Raw genomic sequence first — 14,794 nt, 5'->3', positions numbered from 1 at the left:
GCGCGGCGCGGTGCGGCCGTCAGCCCGGGCCGATGAAGAAGAAGCCGAGCGCGAACAGAACGTACACTCCCACGAGAAGCAGGCCCTCGAACCAGGTCGTCTCGCCGTCGCGCGCGACCGCGCTGACGATAAATGCCGTGCTCGCAATGGCGAACAGATAGAGTGGGTTGCCGAACACCAGGCTCATCGGACTATCCATAAAGGCTGAGATCAGGACCAGAACCGGGGTCACGACCAGGACCAGCTGGATCGCCGATCCGATGCAGATGCTCAATGCCAGCGTCATCCGATCGCTGCGTGCGAACCAGCTTGCCGCGAACAGGTCGGCGGATGTACCGACGAGCGCCAGCACAACGACTCCCAGAAACACAGTCGAAATTCTCAGGGTCTCGGCCGTCTGCGTCAGCACCTCCGAGACGATCTCCGCTTCGAGGGCAATGACCGCGGTGCAGCCCACGACGACGCCGATCGAGAGGCCCAGGCTCCACGAGCGATCGCCGTTAGCCTCCTCGTCAGCGAAGGCATCGCGGTGGGTGATCAGAGTATAGGCGAGGTTTCCGCCGTAGAGTACAAGCAGCACGATTGATGCGCCAAGGCTCAGCTCTTCGTCGGTCAGACGGACGTTATGCAGATGATCTTGCCGGGCAGTGTAGTCGAATATTGCAGGTAGAAGCAGCGCGATCACTGCCAAGATCAAAAGCGTCGACTGAAGGCCGGCCTTGCTGGAGCTGAACGTCTGGCGCCGTCGCGACAGCCCACCCGCCAGAATGGCGATCCCTAGGCCCAGAAGGCTTGTTCCGATAATCGAGCCCGTGATCTGCGCCTGGACGACGGAAGCCTGGCCATTCGCAAGGACGAACAGGGCCAGTACGAGTTCGGCCACGCTACCGAAGCTCACCATGACGAGCCCGCGGATGGTCGGACCCGCGTGTCTCGCCAGCTGCTCCGTTCCACGGCGGATCCACTCCGCGAGCACCGCAATGGAGCCGGCACTGGCAACGAATGTCGTCAGGACGGGCGCTTGCATGTATCTAAGACCCATCGAGATCGGGATCAGGACGAGTAAGGACGTGAAGACCATCGACGGTTTCTCGGTCTCGATCGTATTCGCGCTACTTGACATCGAGGCTCTCTCCGGCGCGCCGCGCATGGAAGAAGATGTGCGGCGAGATACCTTCATTCGCAGGTGCAAGGACCTCTTGCTTTGCTACGCGCTTGGTTCTCCATAGTGGCATAGACCATCACGGTGATCGGTGCCGCGAACACGACCCCTTGCAACCCGAAGAAGGCACCGACGACCAGGATTCCGAACAGCATGGTCGCCGGAGGGATGGCGACCAGCCGCCGCTGGATGACCGGAAGCAGCAGATTTCCTTCGATCTGCTGGATTGCAACGTAGGCCACGACGGTCCAAGCCAGGAGTGACCACCCTTGCGACGTAGCCACCAGAAGCGCGGGCAGTGCCGCTATCAAAGGACCGACGTAGGGGATGAATTCGGCAAGACCGGCGATGACGCCTAGGGCAACCGGCGATGGCAAGCCGATCAGCCAGACCGCAAGCGTGGTAAGCGCGCCGACGAGCAGCATCTGGATGGCTTGTCCGATGCACCATAGCTTGAGCGACGCCGCGATGTGGCCGGCGGTCATCTCCACCCACTCGGCACTTCTCCTTGGCAACAGCTTGCGGAATTCCGCCCGATACAGCGCCGGCTGAGCCACGATATAGCCGCCCATTCCGATCATGACCACTATCGAGGCGAACAGACTGCTGCTCACACTGACGATGTTTCCGGCCCAGCTCGCCAGCGAAAGCTGGCTCGCATCGATGCGCTTCAGGACGGCGGCACCCCATCGTGATCCTTGCAGGTCGCCCGCGATCGTCCTGGCAGCGAGATCCGCGCGATCGACCACGTCCTGCATCTCGTTCGACAGTGTAGTACCGAATACGTAGCCGGCCGCCCCCATCAACGCGAAAAGAAGGACCAGGGTTAAAGCGACGGAGGCTGCCCTGGGAAGTCTGCACCAGCGCAACGGCTGGCTCATCAAATCCAGCACCACCGACAGCAGCATCGCGCCCACTGCGACCAGGACCACCGACCGAAAGTACCACAACAAAAACGGAATGGTCGCGATCGCCACCGCGATCGCGACCCGCTTCATGAATTCGACCCTGTCCATTCGCGCGCCTCCACTCGGCTCGGTGTAGCCGCGCACCGGAAGCGCGGATGGGAGTGGCGGAACAGCCTATGGACAGGGATGACGGACGCCGTCGTAGCCGAGATACGTACCGGATGCGGGGTCATAGGACTTGTAGCGCTGCGCGCAGTATGCACCCGCGTCTGCCCTTGCCTCACTGTTCGCGATCGCGCTTCCGATGAGAGCTCCAGCGGCTAGACCGCCGACGACTGCGGCGCCCGGTGCGTAATCCCGGTGCCAGTAAGGTCGGTGCCACCCGTGATGCCAATGCCTGTACTGCACGGTTTGCACGGATGCGCCGACCTGGCGGATCGGGGAAGGAACGATCGGCGCAGCAAGCACGGCCGAGCCCGACGTGACCGAGATAGCCGCGACGGAGGTGAGAATCAGAATCGAACTTCGCAAGCTCATGCATGGCTCCTATGGTGTGCCGGTGAAACGGGCAGTCATGGAGTTGCGTTCCGATTGCGCGTTGCGCAGCACGAGCGTCAGACCGTCGCATGTCCGATTTCTCCAGACGCGCGAAGTTGTCCTAGCGCTACGAACGATTGGTTCTGTCCGCTAACGTACAATGCAGCGGGTTTTCCTGGCTCTGAGCGAGCTAAATAAGTCGTAACGGTGCAACGTTTGCGGAGAGTGCACGTTGGCTTCTCGTGCGAGTTTCGTCGCCCCGTCATCGAGATCAATCCAATGAACATCAGCGAATTCGTTTGGCATCGCCTGTCCGAATGGGGTTTGAAGCGCGTCTACGGTTATCCCGGCGACGGAGTGGGCGGCCTCGACGTGGCGCTTGAGAACGCCAAAGACGTGATCGAGTACGTCCAGGTCCGCCACGAGGAGATGGCCGCTTTCATGGCCTCTGCGCATGCCAAGTTCACCGGCGAGGTCGGTCTTTGCTACGCCACCTCCGGACCGGGAGCCATCCATCTTCTCAACGGTCTGTACGACGCCAAGATGGACCATGTCCCGGTCCTGGCTCTCGTCGGTCAGCAGGCACGCACCGCGATCGGTGCGAGCTATCAGCAGGAGGTCGATCTCCAGACCCTGTTCCAGGGCGTGACCGAATATGTCGCGATGGCGAGCGTTCCCGAACAGGTCCGTCATCTCGTCGACCGCGCGGTGCGTATCGCGCACACCAAGCGCGCCGTCACTTGCGTGATCCTGCCAAAGGACGTCCAGGAGCTCGACTATCAGGACCCCCCCGTGGCGCATGGCGCCACCCACACCGGCGTCGGGTATGCCGGTCCAGCCAAACTGCCGGATGAGGCCTTGCTTCGTGACGCCGCCGAAGTTCTCAACGCAGGCAGCAAGGTCGCCATACTCGTTGGCGCCGGCGCGTTGGAGGCAACGGACGAGGTAATCGAAGTCGCCCAGCGCCTGCAGGCCGGAGTCGCCAAGGCCCTGCTCGGCAAAGCGGCGGTGCCGGACGACCTGCCGTTCGTCACCGGTTCGATCGGGCTGTTGGGGACGCGGCCAAGCTGGGATCTCATGAAGAACTGCGACACGTTCCTGATGGTAGGCTCCGCGTTTCCCTACAGTGAGTTTCTGCCGAAGCCAGGGGACGCGCGCGGCGTGCAAATCGACATCGACGGCAGCCGACTGAGCCTGCGCTATCCTATGGAAGTCAATATGGTTGGAGACAGCGCGACGACGCTGCGCGCCCTCTTGCCGCTGCTCTCGCAGAAGAAGGAGTCGTCCTGGCGCCGCGACATCAAGAAAGGCATGGCCGATTGGTGGGACACGCTGAAGGAACGAGCGATGAATTCCGCCGAACCGCTCAATCCGCAGCGGGTGTTCTGGGAGTTGTCGCCTCGTCTGCCAGACAACGCCATCATCACCGCGGATTCCGGCTCGGTAGCCAATTGGTACGCGCGCGATCTCCGGATGCGGCGCGGCATGAAGGCGTCGCTCTCGGGTGGTCTTGCGTCGCTCGGCGCCGGGACGCCTTACGCGCTTGCAGGCAAGATGGCCTATCCCGATCGCACCGTCATCGCCTGCATGGGCGACGGCGCGATGCAGATGAATGGTCTCAACGTCATGATCACCATTTCCAAGTACTGGAAGCGCTGGTCGAACCCGCGACTCGTTGTGCTGGTGCTCAACAACCGCGATCTCAATCAGGTGACCTGGGAAGAGCGCATCATGCTCGGCGCCGGGAAGACCGAGTCGACTCAAAGCATTCCGGATTTCTCCTATCATCGCTACGCCGAGCTGCTCGGCCTGCAGGGCATCTTCGTCGACAATCCTGATCGGGTCGGCGCGGCATGGGACGAGGCGCTTGCAGCGGATCGCCCTGTCCTCCTCGAGGCCTATACCGATGCCAACGTGCCGCCGCTGCCGCCGCACATCACGCTGAAGGATGCCAAGAATTTCGTCAGCATGATCCCCTCGGAGCCGGAGCTGGGAAGCGTGCTCAAGAACAGCGCGAAGGAATTGCTGACGAGTGTTCTACCCGGAACAGACTGATGCGGTCCGAGGTCCCAATCCGTAGCGTGCGCGCCGAGGCCTATAGGGTGCCGACCGATCGTCCTGAAGCGGACGGCACCATCTCCTGGAACTCCACCACCATCGTGCTCGTCGAGGTCGAGGGTGGAGGACGGGTCGGCCTCGGTTACACCTATGCAAGCGCCTGTATCGTCGGGTTGATTCGGGACAAGCTCGCTGCTGTGATCGCGGGTCAGGATGCCCTGGCACCCGCGTCCTGTTTTGGGGCCATGCAGAGGGCGGTCCGCAACCTTGGCCGCGAGGGCCTCGCGGCAACCGCGATCTCCGCGGTCGATACCGCGCTGCATGACCTCAAGGCGCGTCTGTTCGATCAGCCGCTCGTCGTGCTTCTCGGTGCGCGCCGCACCTCTATACCGATCTATGGTAGCGGCGGCTTCACCACTTATTCCGACGCCGAGCTGGAGCAGCAGCTCGGAGGTTGGGTTGCGAAGGACGGCTGCGCATTCGTCAAGATGAAGATCGGGTCTGAGCCTGGGCGGGATCCCCATCGCGTTGCGGTGGCTAAGCGCGCGATTGGCGATGCGCTGTTGTTCGTGGACGCCAACGGCGCCTGCACCCCTAGGCAGGCGATCCGGTTGGCGAACATCTTCGCCGAGCGGGACGTCAGATGGTTCGAGGAGCCGGTATCGTCCGACGACCTGCCTGGACTGGCGATGGTGCGGCAACATGCACCTTGCGGAATGGACGTGGCCGCCGGCGAGTACGCCTACACCGTCGACTATGTGCGCACCATGCTTGCCAGTGGCGCGGTGGATGTGCAGCAGGCGGATGCGACGCGATGCGGCGGTTTCACCGGCTTTCTCGAAATCGCGGCGTTGTGCAATGCCTTTCACGTCGACCTTTCTGCTCACTGTGCGCCGGCGCTGCATATGGCTGTCGCCTGTGCCGCGCCCCGCATCCGTCATCTCGAATGGTTTCACGATCACGTCCGCATCGAGCACATGCTTTTCGATGGCGCGCCGCAGCCCCGTGACGGCCGAATTAGCCCCGATCTGACGGTGCCGGGGAACGGGCTGATCTTCAAGCGCGCCGATGCCGCTGCTTACGCCGTATCGGAGGCCGCATGAGGCTGCCGGGAGAACGCGACCTGATCGTGATGGCCGGAATCGCGGGATTCAGCATGGCCCTTGTCTCAATGTTATCGGCCGCATCCGCGCCGGCTGCCAGATCCGACACCCGTCTCGCGCCCCGTCGCAATCGCTCCAGCCAAGCGCAAACCGTCGAAACGGCGCGAAAGCTCAACCGGGCTGCAGGAATGCTCGCAGCCTCGGTGCTCGCCGACTCCAGCGTCGAGCATTACCGCGGCTCGTTCAAGAACAAGGCCATGTACACGCCGCTGCTTGTTTCTGCGCTGACGATGGCGACGAGCCTGCATGGGACCGCTGACATGCGCCCGTTCGCGCACAAAGCGCGCGATGCCACTTACCTGCTGGCCGCGGCGACGGGCCTGGTCGGTTCGGGATTCCATCTCTACAACGTCGGCAAGCGCGTGGGTGGCTTCAGCTGGCAAAATCTATTCTACGGAGCGCCGCTCGGAGCGCCGATGGCGATCCTGCTGTCGGGCCTGCTCGGCTTCTGTTCGGAACGGGTGCGTGAAGCGGGGCGAACGCGTCCGCGCATCTTCGGTCTCCCGGCGGGACGTGCGATCGCCGCGGTCGCGGGCGCAGGTCTGCTCGGCACGACCGGCGAGGCGGGCCTGCTGCATTTCCGCGGCGCCTATCATAATCCCTTCATGCTTCTGCCGGTGACGCTGCCACCGATCGGCGCAGCGCTGCTGCTCTCGGCAGCCGGGCACCGTTCCGGCAGGACGCATCGCGTCGCCCGCTCGTGGATGCGTCTGCTGACGGCCATGGGTCTGGCCGGTGTCGGCTTCCACGCCTACGGCGTATCGCGAAACATGGGTGGCTGGCGCAACTGGAGCCAGAACATCCTGAATGGACCGCCGATCCCCGCGCCGCCCAGCTTTGCCGGCCTCGCACTTGCCGGCCTTGCTGCACTCGGTCTCATGAGGGCGCATCCCGATGCATGAAAGTCGCGACCGCTATCCCGAATATGACGTTCTCGCCAAATGGTCGGGTCCATCCTGGAACGACAAAACGCGCGAGGTCATCGCACGGCGGCTGTCGATAGCGCCCGAGCCGCGTTACTTCACGCGGGAGGAATACGAGACCGTCGTGGCGATCGCGAACCGCATCGTTCCGCAACCGCGGGACCGTCCGCCGGTGCCGATCGCCGCGCTGGTCGATCGCAAGCTGGACGATCTGATCATGGACGGCTTTCGCAGGCCGGGCGTGCCCCGAGATGCGGATGCCTGGCGGCTGGGGCTTAAGGCGCTGAATGCCGAGGCCTCGGCCGCGTACGGCCAGCGCTTTGCAGCGTTGCCGGAGGGCTTGCAGGACAAGCTGCTTCGTGCCGCCGAGCATGGCGAATTGAAAGCGGCCGAATGGGGCGAGTTGCGCTGCAAGGACTTCTTCAAACATCGCATGGGACGGGACATCGTGCTCGCCTATTACGCACACCCGACAGCGTGGAGCGAGATCGGCTGGGGCGGTCCGGCAAGTCCGCGCGGCTATGTGCGTCTCGATCTCGACGAGCGCGATCCCTGGGAGGCGGCCGAGACGAAGGACGGCCATGATGCTGCAGCGCGTCGGAGCAATCGCCGTGTCCGATGATCCCCTCCATGTGCCGCGAGCGTGTGACGGCCGGGCGCCGGACGTGTTCCGTCCGGGCGGCTGGGTCCAGATGCGGCAATATCGCGAGAACGAGCCGGTCGATTTCGCCATCGTCGGGACGGGCGCGGGCGGCGGCACGCTCGCCTGCAAGCTCGCCGAATACGGCTTTTCGATCGTTGCGTTCGATGCGGGCCCCTATTTCAGGCCGCTGGAGGATTTCGCCTCCGATGAATCCGAGCAGACCAAGCTCTATTGGACCGACGACCGTATCGTCGACGGCGCCAATCCGCTGCAACTCGGCAGCAACAACAGCGGCAAGGCCGTGGGCGGCTCGACGGTGCACTTCGCAATGGTCTCGCTGCGCTTCCGTCCCGAATGGTTCAAGTCGCGCACCATGCTCGGTTATGGCGCCGACTGGCCGCTCGATTGGCGCGAGATGTGGGACTATTACACCGAAGTCGAGCAGGCTCTGAAGATATCGGGTCCGGTGATCTATCCCTGGGGCCCGCCGCGTCCGCGATACCCGTATCGCGCCCATCCTTTGAATGGCGCGGCGCGAGCGCTGGCGAAAGGTTGCGAGGCGTTGGGGATCAAATGGACCGAGACGCCGCTTGCGACCCTATCGGCGCCCCGAGGTCTGGCCCATCCTTGCGTCTATCGCGGTTTCTGCGTCACCGGCTGTTCGACCAACGCCAAGCAGAGCGCGCTGGTTACCTGGATTCCGCGCGCGATCGCCGCAGGTGCGGAGATCCGCGATCTCGCGATGGTCGGTCGCATCGAGGTTGAGCCGTCGGGGCTGGTATCGGGGGTTCATTATCATCGGGACGGCGCATGGCGCTTTCAGCGGGCGCGTAACGTCGTCGTCGCGGGCTATGCCATCGAAACGCCCCGACTTCTCCTGAACTCCGCGACACCTCGCTTTCCGGACGGCCTCGCCAACAGCTCGGGCTTGGTCGGGAAGAACCTGATGGCGCAGTCCAATCAGGCGGTGTGGGGCCGGCTGGAGCACGAGGTGCGCTCCTACAAGGGGCCGCCGTCGCTCGCCATCACCGAGCATTGGAACTACGAAGACAAAGGCAAGGATTTCTTCGGCGGCTATTCCTACATGAGCCAGGGTCCGTTGCCGCAGCTCTGGGCGAATACGCTGTTCAGCGCTCGCGGCCTGTGGGGCGACAGACTCGTCGAAGCCATGAAAGACTACAATCACGTCGTCGGTCTCAAGATCGTCGGCGAGATGCTGCCGCAGGAAGCCAACCGGGTGACCCTGGCTGACGAGGTCGACCAATATGGACTGCGGATTCCACGGGTTACCTATTCCTGGTGCGACAACGACAAACGTCTGATCGATCACTCCCTCAAATTCATGAGGCGTGCGCTCGAGGCGGTGGACGCAACCGATATCTGGATCCAAGACGATGACACCTGTCATCTCAACGGCACCGCGCGCATGGGCAGCGATGCCCACACCAGCGTCGTCGATGTGGACTGCCGCAGCTGGGATATTCCAAACTTATGGATCTGCGATGGCTCGGTCTTTCCAACCGTGGGGGGCGCCAACCCCTCGTTGACGATCCAGGCGATCGCCTGCCGCACGGCTGATCGCATCCGTGCGCTCGCGCGTCAAGGATCGATGCGGCGTGCGAATATCCTTTCAATGCAAAGAGGATGAAAATGAGACACAAAGTTCTGAGCAAGAACGGAGCCCAGCGGACCTTGGCCTTGGTGCTCGAGACCGGCGAAGAAGCGATGAGCTGCCTGTCGTCCTTCGCGATGGAGCAACGGATAGCGGCGGCACAGATCACCGGAATCGGAGCCTTCAGCGAGGTCGTCCTGAAGTACTTCGACTGGGAAAGGAAGGAGTACTTGGACAACCGTGTGGGCGAACAGGTTGAGGTCGCTTCTCTAATCGGCGATGTCGCCCTTGATCCCTCGGGCGAGCCTTCCGTTCACGTTCATCTGGTGGTCGGCAGGCGTGACGGGACTGCACTTGCCGGACATTTGGGGTCGGGCGTGGTGCGCCCGACGCTCGAGATCATCATGGAGGAAAGTCCGACACATCTGCGAAAGAGGCACGATCTAGAGAGCGGATTAGCCCTGATCAGGCTGGAGAAGTAAGATGCGAAAGATTGGCTGCACGGTCTGGGCCATCCCGGAAGGCTACATTCCCGGCAGCAGCGTCAGCGACGCGCATGATCTCGTCTCCCACGAAGCGGCGTGCTTCCTGAACCCGGGGGACCGGGACGTCGAGGTGAAGATCACCTTGTTCTTCGAGGCGCGCGAGCCGGTCGGTCCATATCTGGTCACGGTACCTGCCAAACGCACTCTCCACATGCGTTTCAACGATCTGACTGATCCGGCGCCAGTGCCGCGCGACACGAGCTATGCTTCCCTCATCGAGGCGAGCGCGCCCGTGGTCGTTCAACATACGAGGCTCGATTCCCGCCAGCCCGCGATGGCGCTGCTTACGACCATCGCATTTCCTGCCGCCCAGACATCGACCAGCACAGAGGGAGCCCAGGCATGAATGACTTGCCGGTCAAGCCGACCAAGGTGGTCGTGATCACCGGAGCGTCCGCAGGTGTTGGCCGTGCGGTCGCCCATCGATTCGCGCAGGCAGGCTTCTCCATGGGGCTCATCGCCCGCGACGCGGGGGCTCTCGAGGAGGTGCGAGACGAGGTCGAAAAGCTCGGAGGGACGGCAATCGTACTCGCCCTTGATGTGGCCGATGCGTGTTCGGTGTTTGCCGCTGCCGACCGCGTGGCCGGGATTTTCGGACATATCGACGTGTGGGTGAACGACGCAATGGTGACCGTCTTTTCGCCGACGTGGAAGATGACGCCGGAAGAATTCCGACGAGTGACGGAGGTCACTTACCTCGGCTTCGTTCACGGCACGATGGCGGCGCTCCGCCACATGCGGCCGGCCAATCGAGGATCGATCATCCAGATCGGATCGGCGCTGTCGTATCGCGGCATCCCGCTGCAGTCCGCTTACTGTGGAGCAAAGCATGCAATCAGAGGCTTCACGGATTCGCTTCGTGCCGAACTGATCCACGAACGAAGCCGGATCACGCTCACAATGCTGCAGCTCCCCGCCGTCAACACCCCCCAGTTCGACTGGGCGAGAGCGCACATAGCGCGAGCTCCAAGGCCTGTCGCCCCGGTGATCGAGCCGGAAACCATCGCGGAGGCCGTCTTCCGGGCGGCTTGCAAGCCGGCCCGCGAGTATTGGATCGGCTTGAGCACCCTGAAGGTCATTCTCGGCAATATGCTCGTGCCGGGGTTGCTGGATCGATATCTGGCCAAGGTTTGTGTCGATGGCCAGCAAACCGACGATCCTATCGGTCCCGATCGCGCCGACAATCTCTACGAGCCAGTGCATTCGCTTCACCGCACGCGCGGAAGCTTCAGCGCTGAATCCGCGTCCTCTGCCACAATGTCCTTCGGCACGCTCGATCGATGGGTGCCGTACGCGGCCACGTTGTTGGCAGGAACACTGCTTGGGGGGCTGTTGGTCTGGAGAACGAAGCTCAGCGGCCCGAGCGCAGCTCGTTTGCAACAGCGGCGCAGCAACGGGCTGGAGGCGCGCTGATCGTGCCCAGATTGATCGAAGACTACGGGATGATCGGAGATGGCCAGACCGCCGCGCTCGTCGATCGCAAAGGTTCGATAGATTGGTTGTGCTGGCCTCGATTCGATTCCGATGCTTGTTTTGCTTCACTGTTGGGTACCTCCGCGAATGGTCGCTGGAAGGTGGCGCCATGCACGTCGTATCGCTGTAGCTGTCGCCGCTATCAGGCCGATACCCTCATCCTTGAGACCGAACTCGATACGTCTTCGGGATGCATCAGGCTGGTGGACTTCATGCCTGTCCACGATGGGGCTTGCGCCGTCATAAGAGTGGTGCAGGGCCTTCGAGGGAAGGTGCAAGTCCGAAGCGAGCTGGATCTTCGCTTCGACTACGGATCGTTGCGGCCCGCGCTCGAGGTCGAAGACGCGCGAGCGGTCGCGTTCGTCGGACCGGACCTGGTCGTCCTGCATTCACCGACCCCGCTCCGACGCGAGAACTCCAGCGTTGTGACCGAGCTGGAGGTGAACGAGGGACAGCAGGTCGATTTTTGCCTGAGATATGGTCCCTCCAGGACTGATCCGCCGCCCCCATTGGGGGCGAAAAGCAGCTTGTCGTCAACTCAGCAATACTGGCGCTCCTGGATCCAGCAATTCCGGGTTCAGACGAAATGGCCGGATGCAGTCCGCCGATCTCTGCTGACCTTGAAGGCTATGATCTTTCGCCGGTCGGGGGGCATCATCGCCGCGCCGACGACTTCTCTTCCGGAGGCCCTGGCTGGCGATATGAATTGGGACTACCGCTATTGCTGGCTTCGCGACGCGACCTTCACTTTGAGTGCGCTTCTGGACGCCGGCTATCATGAGGAAGCCAAATCCTTTCGGGATTGGCTTCTCAGAGCGGTCGGCGGCGAGCCGGACAAGATGCGGATCATGTATCGCGTCGACGGTTCAAGACGCCTCGAAGAATGGGTTGCATCGTGGCTGCCGGGATGCAACTGGGCTGAACCGGTCCGTATTGGCAACGCTGCCGCCTCTCAGTTCCAGGTCGACGTCTATGGAGAGCTGGTGGATTCCGTTTCCGCGGCTGCGAAGGCAGGGATCAGCCCGTCCGAGCGGGAGGTCGCGCTGATCACTTCTGTCGTCGAACACGTGGAGCGGGTTTGGGAGCTTCCGGACCACGGGCTATGGGAGCTCAGGGGAAGACCGCGTCACTACACCTATTCGAAGGTCTCCGCCTGGGCCGCCGTCGATCGCTTCGTTAGGCGGCCAGACCTCCATTCTCTTTTGGACGCAGGTCAGCTCGATCGGATGCGCGCGCTGAGGGACAGAATGCATCGGGATATCTGCGATCGGGCCTTCGACCCCTCACTCGGCACGTTTGTCGCGTTCTACGGCAGCGAGAAGGTCGACGCGAGCCTACTGAATCTTCCCCTTGTCGGCTTTCTGCCGGTGACGGATGAACGCGTCCGCGAGACCATCGCGACGATCGAGCGCGAGCTGGTTCAGGACGGCTATGTGCACCGCTGGGGGCCGAAGGACGAGGTTAGGGAAGCCGCCTTCCTCGCTTGCAGTGGCTGGCTCGCCGATTGCCAACTGATGCAGGGCAGGAGGGCCGAGGCCGAGAGGACTTTTCAACGCCTTCTCGATGCAGCGAACGATCTCGGCTTGCTGTCAGAGGAATACGATGTGCATGCGGGACGGCTTGCCGGCAACTTCCCCCAGGGGCTCAGCCATCTCGCGCTCGTGCGTACGGCCCTCCGCTTCGACGAACAAGCCTCCGATCGGGGAGAGGGGCACGACATCGCGGCTACGGCCCATCAGGGAGCGGCGGGATAACAAGCCCAGCAGGACACCGACCAAACTTAATCGACCAAGCTTCACCCTATGGCTCCTTCACCTCTCGCCGGGAGCACCGGCCGACGCGTGCTATCTCGGCCGACATTGGAACTTGCTGCATCCCGTTCTGTTTGGATTCCCGACCTGGTCGTGGAACAGGGGAGATGATTGGCGATACTCAAAGTTCAATTCGGGGGGGCGCGGTCCGCAATCGGCTTCTACGGCTCATTCCAAATCACGAGCTGTCGGAAGTGCTGACCAGATCAGACTCGGTGCGGATCTTGCCCCGCCAGATCCTGCATCATTGGCGGTTGCCGATGGATTACGTCTATTTTGTAGAGCACGGATTGGTCTCGGTTTCCGCACGGGTAGATCAGGATCGTTTCATCGAGGCTTGGCTGATCGGCTCGGAGGGGATGATCGGCGCCCCTCTGGTTTTGACCGAGATTGATCAAACCCCTCCCCACCGCAGAGTCGTGCAAGTTGCCGGAACCGCCATACGGATGTCGGCACGTGAATTTCTTTCCATTTTGCCACAGCTCCCCACCCTAAGGAGGGTTCTTCTCAGATATATTGACGTGGTGTTGCTGCAGACCTCGCAATCGGGCGTTTGCAATGCCGTGCACCCCGTCAAGCAGCGGTTGGCGCGATGGCTTCTTGTGGCCAGCAGCGCTCTCGAGGAAGACAAGTTGCCGCTCACCCACGAAGTCTTAGGTCATCTTCTTGGGGTTCGACGGGCCAGCGTGACGGAGTGCCTTGAGGCGCTCGAGAAAGATGGGTTGATCCGCAGTTCGCGCGGGCTTGTGTGCATCCTCAACTTTCACGCGCTGCGGCAAGTCTCCTGCACGTGTTTTGACACGATCGCGAGGGAATATCGAAGACAGTTGAATCCGGATGAGGGTATTACAACCGCTTAAGCGGCCTCTCCATAGCGCCTATTCTCGGCGACCGGTTCGTTGTCGGTCCTTAAGTCAAAGTTTGATCTCGCAAATGTGCAGCCGGGCACCGGCGCATCGGGCCAGGATGCTCAAGCGCCCTGCAGGGCCTTTTCAACTCGCTGTTCCGGATGCATTGCCCCTTGTCCATAAGGAGGAGGGTTGGCGGCGGCTGCGATCTAAGGCCGGTAGCGCAAGGCATCGGTGGAAGCCGCCCTGCAATCACGTGGTTTAGCTATTTGACGGCGCCTCCGGTGATGCCAGCGATGAAGCGATCAAGGAAGAGATTATAGGCGATCGCCACTGGAACGGCCGCGATCAAGGCTCCGGCCATGATCTCACCCCAGAAGAACACGTCGCCGCGGATCAGGTCGGTCGATACGCCCAGCGTGATCGGCTTTTGGTCGGACGACGAGATGAATGTCAGGGCGTAAACGAACTCCTGCAGGGTCAGGGTGAACGTGAAGATCACCACCGTCAGGATCGCGGGGAGCGACAGGGGGACCGCCATCTTGATGAAAGCGCCAAACACGCTGCAGCCGTCGACAATGGCGGCTTCCTCGATCTCGATCGGCAGCGCCTTGAAGAAGCCCATCAGCAGCCAGGAGCAGAATGGGATAGTGAAGGTCGGGTAGACCAGCACCAGCGACCACATCGAGTTTTGCAGGCCGAGCTCCGTGACGATCCGGGACAGTGGCAGGAACAACAGCGTCGGCGGCACCAGGTAGGTCAGGAAGATCGCGATCCCGAGCGCTTCGCCCTTGCGGCTGGTCATGCGGGCCAGGCTGTAACCGGCCGGAACCGCGGTCACGAGCGTGATTGCGGTGACGCAGACGCCGATGATTAGCGAATTTGACAGCCAGCGCGCGAACAGGGTCTCCTTGAACAAGTACCGGATGTGTTCGAGCGTCGGTGGCTCATTAAACCAGAACGGAATGTTGGTGATGTCGTAAAGGTCGCTGTTCTGTTTGAACGCCGTGATCGCCATCCAGTAGAACGGAAACGCGGCCAGGATCACGAAGAACGCGACGCCGAGAGAAAACCCGGTTACGCGGAGCGAGCGGGCAAGAGGCTCGGGCAT

At 62.3% G+C, this 14,794-nt stretch carries 14 protein-coding genes; 10 read left to right on the top strand and 4 right to left on the bottom strand.

Annotation, left to right across the window (positions count from 1 at the left end):
- Positions 1-19 precede the first annotated feature (19 nt).
- The 3 genes from cax to BRAD3257_RS28165 all read right to left on the bottom strand — a co-directional run bounded on the left by cax (position 20) and on the right by BRAD3257_RS28165 (position 2,607).
- The gene (gene cax, locus BRAD3257_RS28175; RefSeq protein WP_160118860.1) at positions 20-1,081 is read right to left on the bottom strand and encodes a calcium/proton exchanger; all 1,062 of its coding nucleotides are present in this window, start codon (positions 1,079-1,081) and stop codon (positions 20-22) included.
- Positions 1,082-1,176: 95 nt separating this feature from the next.
- On the bottom strand, positions 1,177-2,178 hold the full coding sequence (locus BRAD3257_RS28170) for an AI-2E family transporter (protein WP_122404582.1): 1,002 nt from the start codon (positions 2,176-2,178) through the stop codon (positions 1,177-1,179).
- Positions 2,179-2,244: 66 nt separating this feature from the next.
- Complete coding sequence (locus BRAD3257_RS28165) at positions 2,245-2,607, bottom strand: BA14K family protein (RefSeq protein ID WP_122404581.1); 363 nt, start codon at positions 2,605-2,607, stop codon at positions 2,245-2,247.
- 279 nt (positions 2,608-2,886) lie between these two features.
- Between BRAD3257_RS28165 and BRAD3257_RS28160 the strand changes: the two genes are divergently transcribed.
- From BRAD3257_RS28160 to BRAD3257_RS28115, 10 genes are all read left to right on the top strand, one after another.
- Positions 2,887-4,662, top strand: a complete 1,776-nt coding sequence (locus BRAD3257_RS28160; RefSeq protein ID WP_122404580.1) for a thiamine pyrophosphate-requiring protein — start codon at positions 2,887-2,889, stop codon at positions 4,660-4,662.
- Positions 4,662-5,768: an enolase C-terminal domain-like protein gene (locus BRAD3257_RS28155; protein WP_122404579.1), complete on the top strand. Its 1,107-nt coding sequence runs from the start codon at positions 4,662-4,664 to the stop codon at positions 5,766-5,768. The genes BRAD3257_RS28160 and BRAD3257_RS28155 overlap by 1 nt, the downstream gene beginning before the upstream one ends.
- A 188-nt stretch (positions 5,769-5,956) precedes the next feature.
- Positions 5,957-6,730 carry a hypothetical protein gene (locus BRAD3257_RS28150; RefSeq protein WP_244607720.1) on the top strand — a complete coding sequence of 258 codons (774 nt, stop codon included), beginning with the start codon at positions 5,957-5,959 and terminating at the stop codon, positions 6,728-6,730.
- Positions 6,723-7,373 (top strand): gluconate 2-dehydrogenase subunit 3 family protein, encoded by a 651-nt coding sequence (locus BRAD3257_RS28145; RefSeq protein ID WP_122404578.1) that lies wholly within the window; start codon positions 6,723-6,725, stop codon positions 7,371-7,373. The genes BRAD3257_RS28150 and BRAD3257_RS28145 overlap by 8 nt, the downstream gene beginning before the upstream one ends.
- Positions 7,363-9,042, top strand: coding sequence for a GMC family oxidoreductase (locus BRAD3257_RS28140; RefSeq protein WP_122406797.1), 1,680 nt, complete (start codon positions 7,363-7,365; stop codon positions 9,040-9,042). Before BRAD3257_RS28145 ends, BRAD3257_RS28140 begins: the two co-directional genes overlap by 11 nt.
- Positions 9,039-9,488: a PPC domain-containing DNA-binding protein gene (locus BRAD3257_RS28135; RefSeq protein ID WP_488225961.1), complete on the top strand. Its 450-nt coding sequence runs from the start codon at positions 9,039-9,041 to the stop codon at positions 9,486-9,488. The genes BRAD3257_RS28140 and BRAD3257_RS28135 overlap by 4 nt, the downstream gene beginning before the upstream one ends.
- Position 9,489: 1 nt before the next feature.
- Entirely contained in the window at positions 9,490-9,897 is a 408-nt protein-coding gene (locus BRAD3257_RS28130; protein ID WP_122404576.1) for a sensory rhodopsin transducer, read from the top strand.
- A gap of 5 nt (positions 9,898-9,902) precedes the next feature.
- Positions 9,903-10,964 carry an SDR family oxidoreductase gene (locus BRAD3257_RS28125; RefSeq protein ID WP_122406796.1) on the top strand — a complete coding sequence of 354 codons (1,062 nt, stop codon included), beginning with the start codon at positions 9,903-9,905 and terminating at the stop codon, positions 10,962-10,964.
- A gap of 2 nt (positions 10,965-10,966) precedes the next feature.
- Positions 10,967-12,778, top strand: a complete 1,812-nt coding sequence (locus BRAD3257_RS28120) for a glycoside hydrolase family 15 protein (RefSeq protein ID WP_122404575.1) — start codon at positions 10,967-10,969, stop codon at positions 12,776-12,778.
- Between the two features lie 164 nt (positions 12,779-12,942).
- Positions 12,943-13,695 carry a Crp/Fnr family transcriptional regulator gene (locus BRAD3257_RS28115; RefSeq protein WP_122404574.1) on the top strand — a complete coding sequence of 251 codons (753 nt, stop codon included), beginning with the start codon at positions 12,943-12,945 and terminating at the stop codon, positions 13,693-13,695.
- 253 nt (positions 13,696-13,948) lie between these two features.
- Here the strand turns inward: BRAD3257_RS28115 and BRAD3257_RS28110 are convergent, their stop codons facing one another.
- A complete protein-coding gene (locus tag BRAD3257_RS28110; protein WP_122404573.1) occupies positions 13,949-14,794 on the bottom strand; it encodes a carbohydrate ABC transporter permease in 846 nt (281 codons plus the stop codon).

The sequence above is a fragment of the Bradyrhizobium vignae genome (assembly GCF_900324035.1).
Classification (GTDB): domain Bacteria; phylum Pseudomonadota; class Alphaproteobacteria; order Rhizobiales; family Xanthobacteraceae; genus Bradyrhizobium; species Bradyrhizobium vignae.
The sequence above is the reverse complement of the archived record's forward strand: the minus strand, read 5'-3'. Positions and strand labels throughout refer to the sequence as shown.